15 protein-coding genes and 1 tRNA gene are annotated in these 20,324 nt (G+C 61.6%); 6 read left to right on the top strand and 10 right to left on the bottom strand.

What is annotated here, in order from left to right:
* Positions 1 to 166 precede the first annotated feature (166 nt).
* The 3 genes from JQ566_RS13080 to JQ566_RS13070 all read right to left on the bottom strand — a co-directional run bounded on the left by JQ566_RS13080 (position 167) and on the right by JQ566_RS13070 (position 3,320).
* Positions 167 to 361: a 4Fe-4S dicluster domain-containing protein gene (locus JQ566_RS13080; RefSeq protein WP_080136860.1), complete on the bottom strand. Its 195-nt coding sequence runs from the start codon at positions 359 to 361 to the stop codon at positions 167 to 169.
* A 145-nt stretch (positions 362 to 506) separates the two neighbouring features.
* Positions 507 to 2,240 (bottom strand): nif-specific transcriptional activator NifA, encoded by a 1,734-nt coding sequence (nifA, locus tag JQ566_RS13075; protein WP_212372622.1) that lies wholly within the window; start codon positions 2,238 to 2,240, stop codon positions 507 to 509.
* 255 nt (positions 2,241 to 2,495) lie between these two features.
* Positions 2,496 to 3,320: an SDR family NAD(P)-dependent oxidoreductase gene (locus tag JQ566_RS13070; protein WP_249139441.1), complete on the bottom strand. Its 825-nt coding sequence runs from the start codon at positions 3,318 to 3,320 to the stop codon at positions 2,496 to 2,498.
* Between the two features lie 338 nt (positions 3,321 to 3,658).
* On the opposite strand from JQ566_RS13070, the gene JQ566_RS13065 reads away from it, so the two are divergent.
* The 5 genes from JQ566_RS13065 to JQ566_RS13050 all read left to right on the top strand — a co-directional run bounded on the left by JQ566_RS13065 (position 3,659) and on the right by JQ566_RS13050 (position 10,590).
* Entirely contained in the window at positions 3,659 to 4,495 is an 837-nt protein-coding gene (locus JQ566_RS13065) for a xanthine dehydrogenase (protein ID WP_212372620.1), read from the top strand.
* Entirely contained in the window at positions 4,492 to 4,695 is a 204-nt protein-coding gene (locus tag JQ566_RS34570) for a (2Fe-2S)-binding protein (protein WP_434057815.1), read from the top strand. Before JQ566_RS13065 ends, JQ566_RS34570 begins: the two co-directional genes overlap by 4 nt.
* Before the next feature lie 621 nt (positions 4,696 to 5,316).
* Positions 5,317 to 7,752: a molybdopterin-containing oxidoreductase family protein gene (locus JQ566_RS13060; RefSeq protein ID WP_212372619.1), complete on the top strand. Its 2,436-nt coding sequence runs from the start codon at positions 5,317 to 5,319 to the stop codon at positions 7,750 to 7,752.
* 493 nt (positions 7,753 to 8,245) lie between these two features.
* Complete coding sequence (gene acs / locus JQ566_RS13055) at positions 8,246 to 10,276, top strand: acetate--CoA ligase (RefSeq protein ID WP_212372618.1); 2,031 nt, start codon at positions 8,246 to 8,248, stop codon at positions 10,274 to 10,276.
* Between the two features lie 56 nt (positions 10,277 to 10,332).
* Positions 10,333 to 10,590: a hypothetical protein gene (locus JQ566_RS13050; RefSeq protein WP_212372617.1), complete on the top strand. Its 258-nt coding sequence runs from the start codon at positions 10,333 to 10,335 to the stop codon at positions 10,588 to 10,590.
* A gap of 436 nt (positions 10,591 to 11,026) precedes the next feature.
* Here JQ566_RS13050 and JQ566_RS13045 read toward each other — a convergent pair whose 3' ends face one another.
* The 4 genes from JQ566_RS13045 to JQ566_RS13030 all read right to left on the bottom strand — a co-directional run bounded on the left by JQ566_RS13045 (position 11,027) and on the right by JQ566_RS13030 (position 17,031).
* Positions 11,027 to 11,719: a hypothetical protein gene (locus JQ566_RS13045; RefSeq protein ID WP_212372616.1), complete on the bottom strand. Its 693-nt coding sequence runs from the start codon at positions 11,717 to 11,719 to the stop codon at positions 11,027 to 11,029.
* A 119-nt stretch (positions 11,720 to 11,838) separates the two neighbouring features.
* The gene (locus JQ566_RS13040; protein WP_212372615.1) at positions 11,839 to 14,622 is read right to left on the bottom strand and encodes a UPF0182 family membrane protein; all 2,784 of its coding nucleotides are present in this window, start codon (positions 14,620 to 14,622) and stop codon (positions 11,839 to 11,841) included.
* 422 nt (positions 14,623 to 15,044) lie between these two features.
* A complete protein-coding gene (locus JQ566_RS13035; protein ID WP_212372614.1) occupies positions 15,045 to 16,271 on the bottom strand; it encodes an ABC transporter substrate-binding protein in 1,227 nt (408 codons plus the stop codon).
* Positions 16,272 to 16,326: 55 nt separating this feature from the next.
* Positions 16,327 to 17,031: a DJ-1/PfpI family protein gene (locus tag JQ566_RS13030; protein WP_212372613.1), complete on the bottom strand. Its 705-nt coding sequence runs from the start codon at positions 17,029 to 17,031 to the stop codon at positions 16,327 to 16,329.
* 108 nt (positions 17,032 to 17,139) lie between these two features.
* Here JQ566_RS13030 and JQ566_RS13025 point away from each other — a divergent pair, with 108 nt between their 5' ends.
* A complete protein-coding gene (locus JQ566_RS13025; protein ID WP_212372612.1) occupies positions 17,140 to 18,126 on the top strand; it encodes a GlxA family transcriptional regulator in 987 nt (328 codons plus the stop codon).
* 714 nt (positions 18,127 to 18,840) lie between these two features.
* On the opposite strand, the gene JQ566_RS13020 is transcribed toward JQ566_RS13025, so the two are convergent.
* From JQ566_RS13020 to JQ566_RS13010, 3 genes are all read right to left on the bottom strand, one after another.
* A tRNA-Met gene (locus tag JQ566_RS13020) sits at positions 18,841 to 18,917 on the bottom strand.
* Between the two features lie 220 nt (positions 18,918 to 19,137).
* Entirely contained in the window at positions 19,138 to 19,494 is a 357-nt protein-coding gene (locus JQ566_RS13015; protein WP_212372611.1) for a hypothetical protein, read from the bottom strand.
* A 44-nt stretch (positions 19,495 to 19,538) separates the two neighbouring features.
* Positions 19,539 to 20,177 (bottom strand): class I SAM-dependent methyltransferase, encoded by a 639-nt coding sequence (locus JQ566_RS13010; protein ID WP_212372610.1) that lies wholly within the window; start codon positions 20,175 to 20,177, stop codon positions 19,539 to 19,541.
* Positions 20,178 to 20,324 lie beyond the last annotated feature (147 nt).

The following is a 20,324-nucleotide window of genomic DNA, read 5'->3' as shown; positions in this document are numbered from 1 at the left end:
TTCCGACAGCCCCTTGGGGGCCTTCTCGGAGTCGATCAGGGTCTCAAACCCATAACGATACTGGTCGACGTCGATGCCGCGGACCCGCTCGATGGTCTCCTGAACCGCTGCCATCTAGCGCTCCATCCGCAAGGTTGACTTCGCAGCCTGCGTCATCGATCTCCCCTCAGGCCGGAACGCATGTATCGGGCACGGGACAGACAGCCGCGCATTGCGGCGTGTCGAAACTTCCCTCGCACTCCGTGCACTTCTTGGGATCGATCACGTACATGTCGCGCTTGAGGCTGATCGCGGCGTTCGGGCACTCGAACTCACATGCGCCGCAAACCGTGCATTGCGAGGCGACAATCTTGTAGGACATGTGTTCCGACTCCTTGAGCAGACGATGCCGTCGGGCATCTCCTTTCAAGCGTCGTGCCAACCGGGAAACGTCGGAAATTCAATGACTATTTCGACGAAGCGGCTTGTCATGGCCCCGACAGCATGTCGCATCTGCGACAGTGCCGTCAGAGCCGCTTCACTTCAATGCCATGCTTCTTCAGCGCGTAGCCGATCTGCCGCGGGGTCAAGCCGAGCAGGCGCGCGGCCTTGGCCTGAACCCAGCCGGATTTTTCCATGGCTGCGATGACGCTCTCGCGCTCGGCCACGCTTCCGGTCGGCGTGGAAGCGCTTCCTCCCGGCGGCACCGGCTTAACAGCTGACGGAGCAGCACCGGCGGCCCCCTCGCGCGCAGCGGAAGCCGGAAGAACAGAGAGCGGCACGATCGGCAACGAGCGTTGCGGCACGCTCTCGGATACACCCTTCCACAACATAGCGGACAGGCACTGGCTGTGACAGCAAGCGAAATCGTTCCTGACGATCTCCGGTCCTGGTGCCAGCGTCGCCGTGCGTTGCACGCAGTTCTCGAGCTCGCGCACATTGCCGGGGAAGCCGCAGCTCATCAGCACTTCAATCGCGTGCCGATCGAAGCTCAACGCGCGGCCGTTCTCGGTGTTGAAGTTCTTGAGGAATTCGTTGGCGAGCAGCGGGATATCGGAGCGCCGCTCCCGCAGCGGCGGCAGCATCATCGGCACCACGCTGATGCGATAGTAGAGATCCGCGCGGAATTCGTTGTGCGCCACCGCTTCTTCCAAATTCCGGTTGGTCGCGGCGATGACGCGAACATCAACCTTGATGGTCTGGTTGCCGCCGACCCGCTCGAATTCCTGCTCCTGGAGCACGCGCAGCAGCTTCGCCTGAAAGGACGCCGAGATCTCGCCGATCTCGTCCAGGAACAAGGTGCCCTTGTCTGCAAGCTCGAACCGTCCCTTGCGGGAATTGAGCGCGCCAGTGAAGGCGCCCTTCTCGTGGCCGAACAATTCGGATTCCAGCACCGATTCCGGCAAGGCCGCACAATTGATCTTGATGAACGGGCGCTTGGCTCGCGGCGAAAGCTCGTGAATGGCCTTGGCGATCAGCTCCTTGCCTGTGCCGGATTCGCCGCGCAGCAGCACCGTCGAGTTCGACTTGGCCACGACGGCGATCTTGTCGAGCAGGCCCCGCAGCGCCGGGCTGTCTCCGATGATGCCCTCGACGTGAACCTTGCGGCGGTCGCGCGCCGGCTTGAGTTCGGACAGCTCCTTCTGGAGGCGATAGCTCTCGTGCATCAGCCGTTCACGGTCCTGAGCGACGACCCGGTGCAGCTTCACGGTCTGGCCGACGAGATTGGCGATCATGGTCAGGAGGCGCACGTCGGAATCGAGCCGATACAGCGGTCGCTCGTCCCAAACGCGATCGATGGTCAGCGTGCCGACGACTTTGGAATCGATGCGAATGGGGACGCCGATGAACGAGACGCGCGTCGTCTCCGAGGCCCCCAATGTCTCCACGTCCGCGGCACTGAAGGCCGGGTGGGTGGCGATGTTCTCCGCGACCAGCGGCATCGCGGTCGCAACGATCTGGTCGACCGCCCTTTGCGGCAAACGCCCGCGGTAGCGTTCGTCGCTGCCTTCGCTCCAACCGGCACCGACCGCGAGATCGGGAATGCCATCATCCGACAGCAGCGCGACGACGCCATGGCGCATCTGAAGAAACGATTGCAACAGATTCACGACGTTGGCGAGCGTGGTCTCCAGCCGCGTCGGTGCCGTCAGTATCTTGGAGATCTCGAAGATCCCGGTCAGCGCGATTTCATTCAGCGGCACGATCGGCGCCGTCTGATCGGCTCTGTGTCGTTCAATCACGGGAACAGCGTGCAGCATGACGGAATCTCCGTTGCCTGAAACATCCTCCCCGCAGCCTTCTTTGGAATTTGTCTTATTCTCATTCATGTCATGTCAGGAGTCGCGCTCAACTTGTCGGCAACGCTGCAAAAAGATTCCATCGCGCTTGCACGCTTTGTCATCCGATTTACGGAATTTACCGTCGTAACGCGCGACATGCTCGAAAGCGGAGTCTCCGCATTGATCTAGCGCAAATCGGCAACTTTTCTTTCGCGACTGGCAATGACCGTTGCATCACACGTGCTGCCCTCCGTTGATCGGTACTTCCGCACCTGTGACGTAGCTGGCCGCCTCCGAGCACAGGAAGAAGATCACCTTGGCGACCTCGTCCGGCGTACCGACGCGATGCAGCGGTATGATCGGCGCAAGCTGGGCCTCCGTCTCCGGCGACAGGATGTCGGTCTTGATCTCGCCTGGCGCGATCGCATTGACGCGAATTCCGAACGGCGCGTAGTCGTGCGCCATCTCGCGGGTCAGGCAGGCGAGCGCGGCTTTCGACGTCGCATAGGCGGTGCCGGCAAACGGATGCACCCGTGAGCCCACGATCGAGGTGACGTTGACGATCGAGCCGGCGGCCCGCTTCAGCTCGTCGACCAGTCCCTGCGCGAACAGCACCGGCGCGAGCAGGTTGACGTGGAACACGCTCATCCACGTTTCGACCGGCGTCGTCAGCGAATTCAATCTCGTACCGTCAGCGGCTTTGGGCGAAATGCCGGCATTGTTGATCAGTGCGTGCAGAGGCCCGCCACCGAGCCGCTCCCTGATCTCGGCGACCGCGCGGGGCAGCGCGCGATGATCGCTCAATTCGACCTGTACGTGGTTGTCCGTTCCCGAGTCCCAGGGACATCGGTCGCCGTCGAACGGCTGCCGCGAGCAGGTGATGATCCGCCAGCCTGCTTCGGAGAACAGCTTTCCCGTCGCATGGCCGATCCCGCGCGATGCGCCGGTCAGCACGAGCGTCTTCCGTTCGCCGTGTTGGGCCCGCGACTTGTCGCCATGAAACGGACAGAGCGCGACATCGGGCGCCGACGCACGATCCGTCGCACCATCATGGTCCAGTAGATCGAGCGTCACACCAGCTCCTCACTGCGTCCGGATCGGACGCCTGCCAATTGCACACCGAGCAACTTTGCAGGATTTGGGCCACGCCGCACCGACCGATCGTTGCGATTTTCGCGGTCGAATGTCGGCTTCGCGACACGTTGCAGGGTTTGCAACAAGAGCGCGTTGGCTTCTGAACCAGGGAGGGCAGTCGCCGGTCGGAACCCGTTCCTGAATGATAGCCGGTGGTTGAGCGCTGATTTTCAATGGTTCCAAATGGCCCGGCTCTTGCTCTTCCGATTTCAGGTTCACACGCGTCCCGGCGTGCCGCGCCTCGCCTGCAAACGTGGTTTCAAATGCCCCAGCCGAACGACCAACGTCTTTTTACTGTTATCCTCGGCACCAATGAGATCGCCTCTGCGATCGGCATCCAGCTCGTGCGCGCCGGACATTGCGTGGTGCTGTCGCACGATCCGGATCCGCCGGTGATCCGGCGCAAGATGACCTTCCACGATGCTCTGTTCACCGATACGGCGCGGCTCGAGGATATCGTCGCCGAACGCGTCGACGACGGCATGCAGGTCTATCAATCCCTGCGTCGGCCGCCACGGATTCTGGTGACCTGGCTCGGCCTGCTCGATCTGCTCCCGGTCCGCCAGATCGACCTGCTGATCGATGCGCGCCTCCAGAAGCGCCGGATCACCCCCGATCTCAGGCGGCTGGCCCTGCTGACCATCGGGCTGGGCCCGGGATTTTCGTCGAACTTCAATTGCGACGCCGCGGTGGAGACCCGTCCCGGCAAGATCGGGTTGGTCACGGGCAGGCGCTGGACCGACGCCGCCGATGGCATCGCAAGTTCGCTGGGTGATGTCGGCGCCGAACGTTTCGTCTACGCGCAGTTCGCGGGCCGCTGGCACACACCGATCGAGATCGGCACCCGCGTCTACAAGGATTTCGTGCTCGGCCATCTCTCGGGGGTTCCGGTGCTCGCACCCCGCGACGGCATCCTGCGCGGCATCGCGCGCGACGGCAGCGAGGTTCCGGCCGGCGTCAAGCTGCTGGAGGTCGATCCGCGCGGGCGTGACGCCCAGTGGACCGGAATCGACGATCGCGGGCGTGCAATTGCCGATGCAACGATGGCAGCCGTCAGGCTCAACGCCATCCGACGCTCCACACAACGGAATCCGGCATGATCGTCTGTTCCTGCAACGTCATCAGCGATCACGACATCAGGGGTGTCGCGTCGAGCGACGACGAACTGTGCTCGGCCGCGCAGGTCTACGGCTGCCTCGGATGCACCGTCAGATGCGGGCTGTGCTCGCATTCCGTTAAGCGAATTCTCGAGGAGCGGCCGGCTCGCGGCGTACGATATTCGAGGATTTTGGAGCCATAGCCGTACGACGTCCGACCACAAAAACGTCGCTCGAGGCGCGTTCCGTTCTGATGCCGGGAATGAAAAAGCCCTGCATCAAGAGGGCCTGGAAATGGTGGGCACACCAGGGCTCGAACCCGGGACCCGCTGATCAAGAGTCAGCTACGGGCCGAGCACACAGCGCAAACGCCAACAAGTCGTCGATTTAGATTGGCTGAGACGAATGGGAAATTGGTAGCGGGGAGGGACTCGGACCCCCGACCCCAGGATCATGATTCCTGGACCGAATAGCGCCGCGTAAAACGCTCTCAGTTTAGCTCTTCGAGCTCGGCATCTCAGGACCGATACTATCACCCGAAATAACATCGCAGCATCGGGTGCATGCCAAATGTATGCACCGACGACGAGACAATCTGCAGTTATCTAATGCCGCTAAAGCAGCTAATTCTCGGGACAACTAATGGAAAACGTTGTCTGGCGCGCCACCCAGAACAAAACTGCGAACTCTTATGTTGTTGAGATCGCTTTGTAATGTGAATCCACGGTGTCAAAAGACAGCTTGCGCAGATAGTCTCGTGGCGGCAGCTTATCTCAGACACACGCGTCCACAGGCCGTACGCATTGCCGCGAGGGAGTTTGTGCATGTCAGCAGAGATGCCGAACGTACGTCAGGTGCAAGGTTACTGCAGTCTGTGCATCGCCCGCTGCGGTACCATCGCGACGGTGACGGATGGCAGATTCACACGCCTAGACCCCGATCCGACCCACCCGACCGGCGCTGCGATTTGTGCCAAGGGCCGAGCGGCTCCCGAACTGGTCTATCACAAGGAAAGGCTGAAGCGACCGCTGCGTCGAACACGGCCGAAAGGCGACGCCGACCCCGGATGGGAAGAAATATCATGGGATGCGGCGCTTGATCAGATCGCAACCGCCATGCGGCGCATCGCCCAGCAGCATGGACCTGAAGCGGTAGCGTTCAGTCAATCATCGCCTTCGACGACCGCAATTGCGGATTCCGCTGCGTTCATTGCCAGACTTATGAATGCATTCGGCACGCCGAACCACGTGTCGGCGCTCGAGCTGTGCGGCTGGGGACGCGGCTATGCGACACGCTACGTCTTCGGCGTCGGCAGCGTTGCGACTGGAAGTGCTGGCGGAGCGATGGCCAACATTGCCGAATCTGGCTGCCTTATCCTGTGGGGCTACAATCCATCGTTTACGCGCATTACGCATGCGACTGCGACGGTCGCCGGCCTGAAACGCGGAATGAGGTTGATCGTGATCGATCCGCGCAACGTCGGCCTTGCCAACAAAGCCGATGTCTGGCTGCGGGTGCGCCCCGGAACCGACGGCGCGCTCGCGCTGGGTCTGGCCAACATCATGATCGAGCGCGGATGGTACGACGAGGCGTTCGTCCGGACGTGGAGCAACGGCCCCCTTCTGGCGCGCTCCGATACCGACAGGTTGCTCAGAACGGAAGACCTCCTTTCCGGCAGCGGCTCGGGACAATTTGTCGCCTGGGATTCCGAATCTAGCCGCGCCGTCAGCTATGATCCGGCGACCGGCTGCTACGAGGCATCCGCTAACCATCTTGCCTTGCGAGGCGAATACACTGTCGCAACCAGAGACGGTCCGATCTCCTGCCGGCCCGTCTTCGACCGCTACGCAGCGCTATGCAGCAAATATTCGCCCGAAATGATTGAAGCGACATGCTGGATTCCTCCTGGCCACTTGGAGGAAGCTGCCCGCATCATCTGGCACGCCCGGCCTGTCTCATATTATGCCTGGAGCGGGCACGAGCATCACGCCAACAGCACGGAGACGGCGCGGGCGATGGCCATGCTCTATGCTCTTACCGGCAGTTTCGATGCGGCCGGGGGCAATGTGCTGTTCCCTGCAGTGCCGGCCGGGTCGATCAGTGGAGAGAACTTGCCTGCGGCAAAGCGGCTTGCTCCCGCAATCGGGGTCGCCGAACGTCCGCTCGGACCTGCGCGCTGGAACTATGTCTCCCCTCAGGACTTTTACCGAGCCGTTCTGGAAGACACGCCATATCCCGTCCGCGGATTAGTCGGGTTCGGCGCAAATCTGCTGCTCGCTCACGGCGATCCGGTTCGCGGACGCGCTGCGCTGGCCGCGCTCGATTTCTACGCACATGCCGATCTGTTCATGACGCCGACGGCGGCGTTTGCGGATGTCGTGCTGCCTGTCGCGTCCTGCTTCGAACGCGAAGCTCTCAAGATCGGCTTCGAAATCAGCGCGGAGGCGCAATCGCACGTTCAGCTCAGGCAGGCCATCGTCGCGCCGCCCGGCGAGGCACGGTCCGATACCGATATCGTCCTCGGCCTTGCCACACGTCTCGGTCTCGGCGAGGATTTCTGGAACGGCGATGTCGACGCCGCTTACCGTCACCAGCTTGGTCCCAGCGGCTTCTCCCTGGAGCAGCTTCGAGCGCAACCCGCCGGGTTGCGGAAACTGCTGACGACACAGCACGTCAAATACGCCGCGCGCGACGACAGGGGAAACCCGCGCGGCTTCCCGACGCCCTCGCGGAAAGTCGAATTCTGGTCGGAAACCTTCCTTGATCACGGCTATCCGGCCATGCCGGATTTTGTCGAACCACCCATGAGCCCCGTCGCCCGCCCCGACCTGGCCGCGTCCTTCCCTTTGATCCTGACGTGCGCGAAACCCAGTCTTTTTTGTCAGACCCAGCATCGTGCACTGCCGGGCCTGCGCAAGCGCGCATTGGATCCGGAGATCGAGCTGAATCCCGCGACCGCCTCGGCACGCGGCATCAGGAATGGAGATTGGGTTGATGTGCGCACTCCCGCCGGCGGAATGCGCGCCCGCGCGCGCTTCAGCGAAAAGCTCGATCCGCGCGTCGTCGTGGGCGAGCATGGCTGGTGGCAAGGTTGCGATGAACTGGGAGTTGGCGATTGCGATCCGTTCGGTCCGAACGGCGCGAACTTCAACCTGACGGTCGACACGAGTGTCCGCGATCCCGTCAGCGGCACGCCATCCCATCGATCCAACCTTTGCGAAGTCCGGCCGGTGCGGGAATCTCGTGCAGAAGAGCGTTAGGCCTACGCGAGCGATCAGTCATCGCGCGACGCTGAAGCCCGGGTCACGTGGGGCAATGTCGTAGAACAGCGCGGAATATCGTGGCTTGGCGCGCCACCCAGAATAAAACTGCGAACTCCTATATGATTGAAATTCCTTTATAATCCTGCACCGCGCTGTAATGCATCGCTGTTCACTACTGCGCCGCGCCGATCGCCGCTGAGGACGCTGCATTGCAATAGGCGCCTCCTCTCATGTGCAAGGACGGAGCGAGCAAGCCTCGCCAAGTCGTCTGAAACGATCTAAACTTCGTATTGGCTCGTAACGCCCCTGCTGGGCGTTTCGCATGAATTGCGCTCCCGCCGTGGCATAGGGAGTGCCCGGATGATCAAATTTCTTCGACGTGCATTCTTGAGACGGCCTCGCGCTGCGAGCGCCGCTGGCGCCCGTTTGCGTGAGAGCATCCCCCGACCGATGTGATTTCGAGGTTACGCGATACCTTGGGAGACAACGTATGTCAGAGAAAATAACGGCAGAAGTGTCGGAAGCCGAGATCGCGGTCCACTGGCAGGAAGAGAACTACGTCAACCCGCCGGAGCGATTTGTCGCACAGGCCAACCTGACTGACAAAACGGTCCTTGATCGATTCAGTCTCGATAATGTCCCGGACTGCTTCAAGGAGTACGCCGCTCTTCTTCACTGGTACCGGCCCTGGGACATCACGCTTGATACGAGCAATCCGCCGTTCTGGCGATGGTTCGTCGGCGGCACGATCAACGCCAGTTACAACTGCGTCGATCGCCATCTCGCCAAGTACAAGAACAAGACGGCGATCCACTTCGTCCCTGAACCGGAGCGCGAAGCAATTCAGCACGTCACCTACCAGGAGCTCTATGTGCGCGTGAACGAGGTCGCCGCATTGTTGCGAGATGGCTGCGGTCTCAAGAAGGGCGACCGGGTGACCTTGCACATGCCCATGGTGCCAGAGCTTCCGATCACGATGCTCGCCTGCGCCAGGCTCGGCGTCATTCACTCGCAAGTCTTCAGCGGCTTCAGTGGGAAGGCCACCGCAGATCGTATCGTCGATTCCGAGAGCCGTGTGCTGATCACGATGGACGCCTATTACCGTGGCGGGCAGCTGCTCGATCACAAGGAGAAAGCCGACATCGCCGTCAGCGAGGCGGAGAAAGAAGGCGTCAAGGTTGAGAAGGTGCTCGTGTGGCAGAGATACCCGGGGCGATACTCAAGCAAGACACCATTGGTTAAGGGCCGAGATTTCGTCATGAACGAGATGTTGTCGGGCTATCCGCGGCGCCGGGTCGACCCTGTGGAAATGCCCGCGGAAGATCCGCTGTTCCTGATGTACACCAGCGGCACCACCGGGAGGCCGAAGGGATGTCAGCACTCTACCGGTGGATATCTGTCCTACGTCGCGGGAACGTCGAAATACATTCAGGACATCCATCCGGAGGATGTCTACTGGTGCATGGCTGATATTGGCTGGATCACGGGTCACTCCTACATCGTCTATGGGCCGCTGGCGCTTGCCGCCTCGTCGGTGGTGTATGAGGGGCTTCCGACCTATCCCGACGCGGGCCGTCCGTGGCGCATCGCCGAAGAGCTCGACGTCAACATCTTTCATACCTCGCCGACGGCAATACGGGCGCTTCGGCGCGCCGGACCGGACGAGCCGCCAAAGTACCATCACCACTTCAAACATATGACCACCGTGGGCGAACCCATCGAACCGGCCGTCTGGAAGTGGTACTATGACGTTGTTGGCAAGGGTGAGGCGGTCATCGTCGACACCTGGTGGCAAACGGAGAACGGCGGTTTTCTGTGCAGCACGGTGCCGGCTCTTCATCCCATGAAGCCGGGAAGCGCGGGGCCGGGCGTGCCCGGCATTCACCCGATCATTTACGACGAGGCAGGCGCCGAGATTCCACAGCGCTCTGGCCGTGCCGGAAACATCTGCATCCAGAACCCCTGGCCGGGCTCATTCCAGACGATCTGGAAAGACCCCGATCGTTTCGTCCAACAGTACTACGCGCGTTACTGCAAGGACCGATCGAGCCGCAACTGGCGCGATTGGCCGTACATGGCCGGCGACGGCGCCCTGCAGGCAGCCGATGGCTACTATCGCATCCTGGGTCGAATCGACGATGTCATCAACGTGGCCGGGCATCGGCTTGGGACCAAGGAGATCGAGTCCGCGAGCCTCCTTGTTGAGGAGATCGCCGAGGCGGCAGTGGTTCCTGCCAGGGACGAAATCAAAGGCAAGGTCCCTGACCTCTACGTATCGCTGAAGCCTGGGCTCGCCCCCAGCGAGGACATCCGCAAGCGAGTGGAAGACTCCGTGATCCGCGAGATAGGAGCGATCGCTCGCCCGCGTCGTGTCGTGATCGTCCCCGATATGCCGAAAACCCGTTCCGGAAAGATCATGCGCCGCGTTCTCGGGGCGATTTCGAACAACGAGGATGCCGGCGACATCTCGACGCTCGCCAATCCCGAGATCGTCGACGAGATTCGAAAGATGAAATCCTAGTCCGCGGTCTTCGCGGCTTGTCCCGCGAAACGCGTCGGACAGAACAGTGAGGAACGATGGAAACAAACGAAATCGTCGAGTGCATCCGGCCATTGCTGGCAAGGTTCTCCGAGGATGAAGAGGTCGTGCGCCGATTGGTGGCGACAGACGGAACCTTCGACGCGCTTTGCCACCAATTCCGCCGCGTCACCGATCTCCTTAAAGCTTACGAGGCGGAAGCCGATCAGGAGGCGGAAATTGAGTGGCTCAAGCGGCGCCGGGCCGGGCTGGAAGAAGAACTGCTGACGCGCATTGAGGGATATCAGCCGCGGTAGTGCTGTTCCTGCGGGGCGTGGAGTGCGCAGCAGTCGTGGATCGAGAGCTGATTGCCCGGCGGGCGATCGGGTCGTTGGCACTGACTGCCCGATTGACTTGACAAGTCTTGAATACTCTTCGTCGGACAAGTTATTTTTCATGTAGTGAGCAATGCCATCCAAGTTCCCTCACACCCCCAAGAGCATTCCGTCGGTTCTGATCGCGATCTCTCTTTCCATGATTCCTCCTGCCATCCGGTCCTCTTCTAGACTACATTGGAAAGTGTCTATCCCGCCGAGGAAATCCCGAGTTTCCTACCCGATCGGCACGCAAGCATGCAAATATTCCGAAATCTGATGTTGGGAGGGCAAGAGCTGTGCATCGATCAATGCAGGCTTGCTTATTGTCTCCGCACGTTGAGGATCCGAAGGACTATTCTGCGGGGTGGAGGTTCGATCAACGCGCATCCGCAAGGGCCCGAGGCTCGACCAGCAGGCCTTGTCGTTCGTAGCGGCCGCGGGTCCTGCTGAAGCGTACGACAACGGCGTATCTGGTGCATTTCGCCTTCACGCGTCGCGTGAGCAAGGCATCGCCCGCCGGCAGAAATTCGAGATCATCGAGGCCAACGCAGCGCAGACACGCCGGGCCGGGAGGCTCCATCATCAGGAGATCACCGGTGCCGCCGCAGCGATGGCATGTCCACTCCGTGTTCAATGGCTGAATAACCACCAGTTCCGGGGCGCGGCTTGCTTTCGCCACCAGACGTTCGCGCTTCTTCTCGGAAAGCTCCGGCGAGACCCAATGCGTCCGATATGACGCCTCGATCCCAGGATCTCCGCTTCGACTGAAGCGCAGCTCCCGGCGTTGCGGCGTACGATCAACATAGGCTGTGGGGCTTGCGATCAGTCCTGTCTCGGTCGCCCAGGACTGGAATAGCTGCATGGCTTCCAGGATACGCGGCGGATCGATTTGGACAACTTCCTCCAGGCAGCCGACCTGTCCGCGCTGCCAGCGCTCGACCGCTCCGGGATCAAGCCACCCGATCCCGATGAGGATGTCGGTGGCGCTCACAAATTGCCGGGCCGCCAGCGCCCTTTCGGCTGCTACGGCGACGCGATCGCCAAGTGGAACCCGATTCTTCCGGCTCATTGCAACTCTCGGCACACCTTCGACTCCGGACCCGACCCGCTCGTCTCGACAGGGGCGATCCGCGATATGATCTTGAGCAGAGCCCAATCGTGGCGCCGCGTTCGTGATGGGGGTGGGCACTACTGGCCGACGGGACGTCGGTTCATTTCCTCCAAGAGCTCGCGCATTGCGTCGAACTGCGTGCCAAAGCCTTTCCAATCGCCGGAGCGCAATCGTTCAACGGCCTGATTGTAGCGATCGAGCGCCTCCCTTGCCTGACTTGTCGACGGGCCTGTAACAGGCATTTCCCCATTTGTGCTCGAGACCGGCCGCGCCCCGCCAGGCTCGATGAACAACGCGGACAAGGCCTCGCCGAGCGTCTCCCTCATCACCACATGTTCACCATAGGCTGCGATCACACGCTTTAGTTCTGGCAGGTGTCCGTGCTCCGCTCGCAAATAGAGCGGCGATACATACAGGATCGAGTTCTCGATCGGGATCACAAGCAAGTTTGCGCCGCGTATCACCCGCGAACCCATCTGATTCCACAGCGTGATTTGTTGCGATATCTCGGTACTCTGGTTGATCCGCGCCTCGATCTGGAACGGCCCGTAGACGAGCTTCTCCTTGGGAAATTCGTAGACGATCAGCTTGCCGTAGTCGGGCGCGTCACAGCGCGCGGCGAGCCACGCGATCATATTGTCGCGGCGGCTGGGCACCATGGGAAGCATGAGGAAGAACTCGGCCTGCGGCTCTCCGGGCAGCCGCATGACGATGTAGTACGGCGCCATCGTTGCAATGCCGCCGCCGCCTGGCTGGCGCGGGAATTGCCACAGATCCTCGCGGTTATAGAAAACGTCGGCGGCCTCCATATGGTAGGTCTGATAGAGCCGCGCCTGGATCAGGAACAGGTCCTCCGGATATCGAATGTGCTTCTGCAAGTCCGGAGGCATCGCCTCGAACGGCTTGAACAAGCTCGGAAAGATACGCTGATAGGTCGCCGCGACCGGGTCGCCGGTGTCAATGAGGTAAAAATCGACGGTCCCATTATAGGCATCGATGATGACCTTCACTGAATTGCGAATGTAGTTGAGATCGAAATCCTGCGCTGGCTGCGAAGAGGGGAAATAGGAACTCACCGTGTAGGCGTCCTGCATCCAGAACATCCGCCCATTGCTGATGACCAGATAAGGATCGTGATCGAGCCTGAGGAACGGAGCGATCGTTTGTACCCTTTCCCCGATATTGCGGCGGATCATGATCCGACTGTCGGTGGTGATGTAGCTTGACAGTAGCAGGTTCGGGTCATTGAAATAGTAGGCAAACAGGCCTCTCCACACCGCCGCTCCTATCGGAATGCCACCCGTGCCGTCATAAGCCGCGTAGACATTGTCTTTTCCCTTCGGATAGTCGAACTCAGCTGTGCTCCCCTTGACGATGACGTAGTTGTTGCTCTGTTCGCTGTAGTAGATGCGCGGCTCGTGGATTTTGGGGCCTCCATCCGCAACGGGCGGGATATCCCGCAAATAGAGGAGCGGCAGACCTTCAGTGCTCTTGCGCGTGACCGGGCTCATCACCGCACCATTGCCATGAGTAAACAGCACGTGGCGGTTGACCCATGTCTGGGCGTTCGGCGGCAGCAGGGAGGGCCGCAGTTCGCGTGCCGAGAGCATCACACTTTGGTAGGAGCCGTCGAGCCAGTAGCGATCGACGTCAAGATCATGGAATTTGTAGTAAGTGCGGATCTCTTGCAGCTGCGCGTAGGTGTCCGACAGAGGCAGCCAGTCCCACAGCCTGATATTATCGATTGTCGCCTTGTTGGCGTCGAGCGTCTTGGAGGTAAGCTTCTGTTCGGCCGCAAAGGGCCTGGCTGCGATCTTGTCCAGATTGTAGGCCTGCCGGGTGAGCGCAATGTTGCGCTCGATGTAGGGCTTCTCCAGATCCAACTCGCTTGGTTTGACGAAGAATTGCCAGACCAGAATGGGGACTACGCCGGACAGCACGAAAGTGCCGATGACGACGAGCAGGAACGCGGCGACAGGAAGCCGGTAGCTGCGCGTCCGCAAGTTCGCCCACGTGGCGAGAGCCGCGACGATCGAAAGTCCGATCATCAGCCACAGGGCCGGCAGCCCCACATGGACATCGGTGTAGCTTGCGCCGACCACCACGCCGTTGTCGCCGTAGAGCAGCAGATAGCGATCGAGACTATAGGACCAGGCCTTCACCGCGAAGAAAAGACCGAGCAGCGCCGAGCCGTGGCCAATCGCTGTCGGCGACATTGAACGGTGTTGAGAGTCGTATTCGATATCGCCGTGAGCCCAGTAGATCGTTCCGGCGACAAGCGCACTCAGAGCGAGCGTGAGCATCATCCAGTTCTTGATCAGGATATAGGCGGGCAACGAGAACAGATAGAAACCGATATCCTTGCTGTAGAGCGGCTCGTCAGCACCATATGGCACCTGATAGAGAAACTGCAGGAAGGTGCCCCAGTTGCCCAGTTCGGCCGCTGCGACGAGAACGGCGAGCAGGACAGCCGCGCCTGCGATGATAGAGCGCCACGGCAAGCGATCGCGCCACTGTGCCAGCGGATCCGGCGGCGCGCTGCCCGCGGCCTGCCACACCGCAGCCGCCGCAAGCTGTGTCGACCGCTTGCCGGCGACACGCAGCGCGAGCCACCCGTTCACCCAAAGTACGAGAGCAGTTGCTGTCCAGATCGCGACAAAGACTGCGGCTTTGGCGCCGATCGTCATCCAGAAGACCTGCAGATAGCCGACCGACGAAAACCATAGCCAGTCGACCAGGAAATCGCTCGCGAGCCCGAGCAGGATCAGACAAATCGTAGTGACGACAGCCGCAACGGTCAGCCCGACCACGCCACTTAGCCGTGGTGCCTTGCGTTGGGGTCCGGCAATCCGGATCGTCATGGACCTGATCATAGCGGAAATGACGGACGTCCGCCGCTTGATTCGGGCCGGGATTGCACCCACGGCGAGGGACGCACGTGGGCGAAGCCCCCGGGCGCACGCGGAACAACACAAAGCGGAAAGCTCGGCGATGCCGCCGACGCAATCAGTCAGCCCTCGCCGGAGATAGTGCTGCGGCTGCGGAGCCGTATCGTACAACGTGATAGTATAGCGCGGATTTGGCGCTCCATTCAGAATAAAACTGCGAACTCTTATGTAATTGAAGTTGCGATATAATTCTTGAATCTTCCCGAAGGTATTCAGCGCGGAGGATGGGGGCTTCCTTTGGAGGTCGGCTGTCGGAGCGCTACCGCCTTTCCCGACGCCAACCAAACCTTCGATATCGAGTATCTATAAGGCAGCCGTTTGGCACTCCAGGCCTCTCAATTGACCCGCTTGACCAGTGGGCATTCGCTGTCAGCCAATGAGGAGTAGACGTCGCCGCTCGGAACTTTCTCGAGCACGTTATAGTACTCCCAGGGCGCCTTGACCTCGAACGGATCCTTCACCTGCACAAGGTAGAAGTCGTGCACGAGCTTGCCGTCTTCGCGCAACCTCGCGCCGCGTGCGTAGAAATCGTCGACGGGCGTCGAGCGCATCTTCTCCAGCACCGGATCCGTTGCATCCGTGCCCACGGCGGCGACTGCTTTCAGATAGTGGCTGACGCCGGAATAGACCGCGGCTTGCGGCGCCGTGGGCATGGCGTTGCGAAGCTTGAAGAAGCGCCGGCCGAACGCCCTGCTGTCATCATCCAACGCCCAGTACCATGCCGTCAGCGTGGTCAGGCCCTTGGCGATTTTCGGACCCATGGCATGAACGTCGGTGTCGAACATCAGTTCGGCCACCGGCTTCTGACTTCCCGTGTTCATGCCGAACTCGTTCCATTGCTTCATCAGATTCACCAGCTGGTCGCCGGCATTGGCGAAGGCGATCGCCTTGGCGCCGGAGGCTTTCGCCTGCAGGATGAATGAGCTGTAGTCCGCGTTGCCGATCGGGTGATACACCGCGCCGACCGACTTGCCGCCCGCCGCCGCCAGCACGCGCTGCGATTCCGACACCATGTTTTTGCCGAACGCGTAATCGGCGGCGATGAAGAACCAGGTGTCGTAGCCCTGGCCGACCAGGGTGCGGATCGGTCCCGACACCAGATTGTAGGAATCGTGCAGCCAGGCCAGGCCGTTTCGCGAACATTGCTTGCCCGTCAGTTCGGTGGTCGCCACCGCCGAATAGACCGCAATCTTGTTCTTGTCGCGCGCCAGCGACTGGATCGCCAGCCCCACGGCCGAATTGGACACGTCGGCGACCATGTCGACGCCGTCGACGTCGAACCATTTGCGGACAATGCCGACGCCGATATCAGGCTTGTTCTGGTGGTCGGCGGCCAAAATCTCGACCTTGATCGACGGCACCAGCTTCTGAAAGTCTTCCGCCGCCATCTTGGCCGCCGCGACGGAGCCCGATCCGGACAGATCGGACAATGGCCCGGTCTGGTCATTGATGATGCCGATCCGGACCACGCCACCGGAGAGTTCGGCGGCGCGAGCGGCCGGAAAAGATGCGATGAAAGTGCCAACGACGAGAAGGGTAGCGATGCGACCGTGCCAGATCATGCGAACACCTTTCCAATAATGGCGCTTGTGGCATTCCTCCCTGTCGCGAACGAGCTTAAGCCGCCGTCGCTTTTGCCTTGAGTTTTGAAACCGCCTTCTGCACCGCGGTTGCGCGCTTTTGCAGCCAAGGTTCGGCCTCGCGGCGCATGCGGGAAATCAGCTCACGCGGCGCGTTCTGCACGGTGATATCGAATGGCGGCTGCGGCTGGTATTCCAGCATCAGCTGGAGGTTTTTTGCAACTTCTTCGCCGCACAGTTCAGCGGCGACCTGAAAACCGAAATCGATACCGGCGGTGACACCGCCGCCGGAAATGCGGTTGCGATCGACCACGACGCGTTCGTCGACGGCGATGGCGCCAAAGGCGGCAAGCTGGTCACTCATCAGCCAATGGCAGGCTGACCTGTATCCGTCGATAAGGCCTGCGGCGCCGAGGATCAGGCAGCCGGCGCAAACCGATGTGATGTAACGCGCTGATCCGCCCTTGTCGCGAACGAAGGCAATCACCTCGTCATCATCCATGGTGACGACCTGCCCCGGGCCGCCGCCGATGCAGAACACCTCGAGGTCCGGACAATCGGCGAAGGTCGTGGTCGGCAGCAGCGGCAGACCGACGTCGCTGACCACGGGCTCAATGCGTTTCCACAGCAGGTGCATGCGAACGTTCGGCAGGCGGGCGAACACTTCGAAGGGGCCGGTGACGTCCAGTTGCGTCATCCCGGGATAGTACAGAATTCCGATCTCGATCCGTTTGCCGGACATGTAGCCCTCCACCGCTGAACAAACCAATGTTGACAGCGGAGGCCATTTGCCGAAATGTCATAATGCACGCAATTCCTGCCAAGCGCTCCCCTGACAAAGGCGCTGCCAATGGCCCGTTCCGCCGCCCGCCGTGTGGTCTTCGTCCTGTTCGACGGTTGCCTGCTGCTCGACTTCGCCGGGCCGCTGCAGGCCTTCGAGCTGGCCTGCGAAACATCGGAGGTGGGGCGTGCGCCCTATGTCTGGCAGATCTGCTCTTTGAATGGCGGACCGGTCAAAACTTCGTCCGGCCTGGAGGTGATGACGTCAGCGCTTGCCGATTGCGACCGCAGGAATATCGACACCCTCATCGTCGGCGGCGGCCCCGGCGTTCATCGTGCTGCCGCAGAGGCGGCGCTGGTGGACTGGTTTCGTCTAGCGGCGCCGAAGGCCAGACGCGTCTGCTCGGTCTGCACCGGTACATTCGTCCTGGCCGCAGCCGGCCTCCTGCGCGGGCGGCGCGCGGTCACTCACTGGGGCTCCTGCGACCTGCTGCGCGCAAAATACCCGGACGTTTCGGTGCAGGTCGATCCGGTGTTCGTGCATGACCGCGGCATCTGGACATCGGCAGGCGTCACGGCCGGCATCGATCTCGCACTCACGCTGCTGGAAGACGACCTCGGGCATCGCGAGGCCATGCGCATTGCGCGCCGCCTGGTCGTGTTCCTGAAGCGGCCCGGCGGGCAAGCACAATTCAGCGTGCCGCTGTCCATGCAAGCCTCTGAAGACCGGGCGTTCGAGAAAATCTCGAGCTGGATGCAGGACAATCTCGGCGGCGATCTGCGCGTCGAGAGTCTGGCTGAGCGAGCCGGCATGAGCCCCCGCACCTTCGCGCGCGTGTTTCGCCAGAAAACCGGCCGCACGCCCGGCAAGGCGGTGGAAGAGCTTCGCGTCGAGGCCGCCCGCCGCGCGCTGGAAGAATCCGCGTCTCCCATCAAGGAGATCGCCGCGCGCGCAGGCTTTCAAAGCGAGGAGCATCTGCGCCGTGCGTTCCGCCGCCGCCTCAACGTGCTGCCGCATGATTATCGGGTTCGGTTCTATCATGGGCAGAGGCAATAACCGGAGGGCGGATTAGCCTGACCTTTGCGCGATTAGCGAATGCTTGGCTCGGTCATATATCGCTCAAACGAACTGATCTCGTCGCGGTTGCACGAGTTTTGGCGCGCGCTCCTCCAACAAAGCTGCCGCTAAAAAATCAACAAATCGATACTGTGCGTGGCAAGGGACTCAGGAAGCAAGGTCTGAGCATCACTTCGACGACCGTCTTATCATCCAGAGATCGTACGATGCAGGTCCAAGCGCGGTATGCAGCATCAGTGCCCGTGAACGATCGCCTCGGACTGATCGAAATGGATCGCCACCACTGTCCCAATCAAGTGACGTCGCTTTTGGGCGCCTGAGATAAGAGCGCTGAATAACGGCAGCCGATTCCTGAGAAACGACTCAATGGCCGTCTGGCGCTCCCTAGTCTAGATGCCGAACGAAAGCGGATATCTGAGGAGTTGCAGAGTGAGCCGCCCGCCCCGAAGGAAGTCGCGCTGCATCCGGCTATTCTCAAAAGATATGAGGAGCAACTCGGTCGGCTTGAAGAAGCACTGGGTAAAGGTGTCAGTGCGGGCGACGGAGAGGCCATCAGAGACCTGGTCGAGACGGTCACTGTGTTCCGCGATCCAGGACGTCCAGGTGGCGTAGCCGTGGAGATAGCAGGCCGGCTAAACGCCCTGCTCGGGGAAAAGGCCTATCCAAACCACGTCAAAGGAGTGTGGGGAAAGGTGGTAGCGGGGGAGGGACTCGAACCCCCGACCCCAGGATTATGATTCCCGTGCTCTAACCAGCTGAGCTACCCCGCCACAGGGATCGCGGCGGCGAATAAGGCCGATCTCGCGAACGCGCGGCATATAAGGAAGGGGGCGGCGGGAAGTCAAGCAAGGTGGCGGCGATCGATGGGTGATTTCGCCGGCGAAATCACCCGGTTTAGGGCCGGACTCGCCTGTTTTCATACACCAGACGCGCGGAGAGGCGAAGGACGGACCGGCCTCCGCCTACGCCAAGGCTTCGGCGCGACAAAAGCTATTTCGGCCTCACATTCGGATCGCCGCCGGGGCTGCCGGGGGGCGGGATGACCGGGGTGTTGCCACCGGTGTCGGGGGCCGGGGCGTGCATCTCGGGGTCGATGCCGGAGGGCGGGCAGAGCACGCCCTCGGATTTGGCCAGCTTGTCGCCGAGCGGTTCCCGGGACTGGCCGGTGGTGGTGCCATCAGGTGAACGGTTCGGACGGTCCTGCGGGGTGCAACCCGTCGCATGCTGCGGGGATGGCGGCGCGGTCTGTTGCGGCGGCGTTGCCGGGGCGGGCGGGGCCTGTGCGATCGCACTGCCGGAGGCGGCGATCAGGAGGCCGGCCAGAATGATGTTGGATGTCGTGCGCATGGAACGGAAACGCGCGGGGCTTGGCGCGCGTTCCCGCGGCGCGATCACGATTTGCGGTAGCGGATCAGGGAGAAATGGCCCATCGGCGGCATGGGGCGGCGCTCGGAGAGGGTGATGCCGCCGTGCCTGGCGGCCCAGCCCTCGAGGCGGGCCCACGGGAATTCCGGGCGCCAGCCGAGGCGGCGGGCGATGGGGGCGAAAGCGAGTTCGAACAGTTTTCGGGGGCCGCTCTCGGCGCCGATGTGGTTGACGAGGATCAGCTCGCCGCCCGGTTTGAGCACGCGCACGAACTCGTCGAGCGTGCCTTCGGGATCGGGCACGGCAGTGATGACATATTGCGCGACCACCGCGTCGAAGGCGTTGTCGGGGAAAGCGAGGTTTTTCGCATCCATCACCGAGAGCACCTCGACATTGGAGAGGCGCAGCGCGCGCACGCGCGCCTGCGCCTTGCGCAGCATCGGCTCGGAAATGTCGACGCCGCAGATCTTCGTGGTGCGCGAATAGTCCGAGAGCGAGAGGCCGGTGCCGACGCCGACGTCGAGAATGCGGCCGCCGATGCGGTCGGCCTCGGCGATGGTCGATTGCCTTCCGGCGTCGAACACCTTGCCGAATACGAGATCATAGACCGGCGCCCAGCGGCCATAGGCCTTCTCGACCCCGGCCCGCGAGATGTCTGCTGCCATGCCCCCTGCCCTTGCGCGAAAATTCTCTAAGGTGTGTTTGTTGGTGAGAACGGATCTTGCCCCGCGCGCGGTCTGGAGCCTCTCCCGCTTGCGGGAGAGGTCGCACCCACCGGGTCGCGCCGAAGGCGCGCCCGATGACAAGCTCCG

It is taken from the genome of Bradyrhizobium sp. SZCCT0231, assembly GCF_018130245.1.
Classification (GTDB): domain Bacteria; phylum Pseudomonadota; class Alphaproteobacteria; order Rhizobiales; family Xanthobacteraceae; genus Bradyrhizobium; species Bradyrhizobium japonicum_F.
Note: the sequence above shows the minus strand (reverse complement) of the source record. Positions and strands in the feature narration are given on the sequence as shown.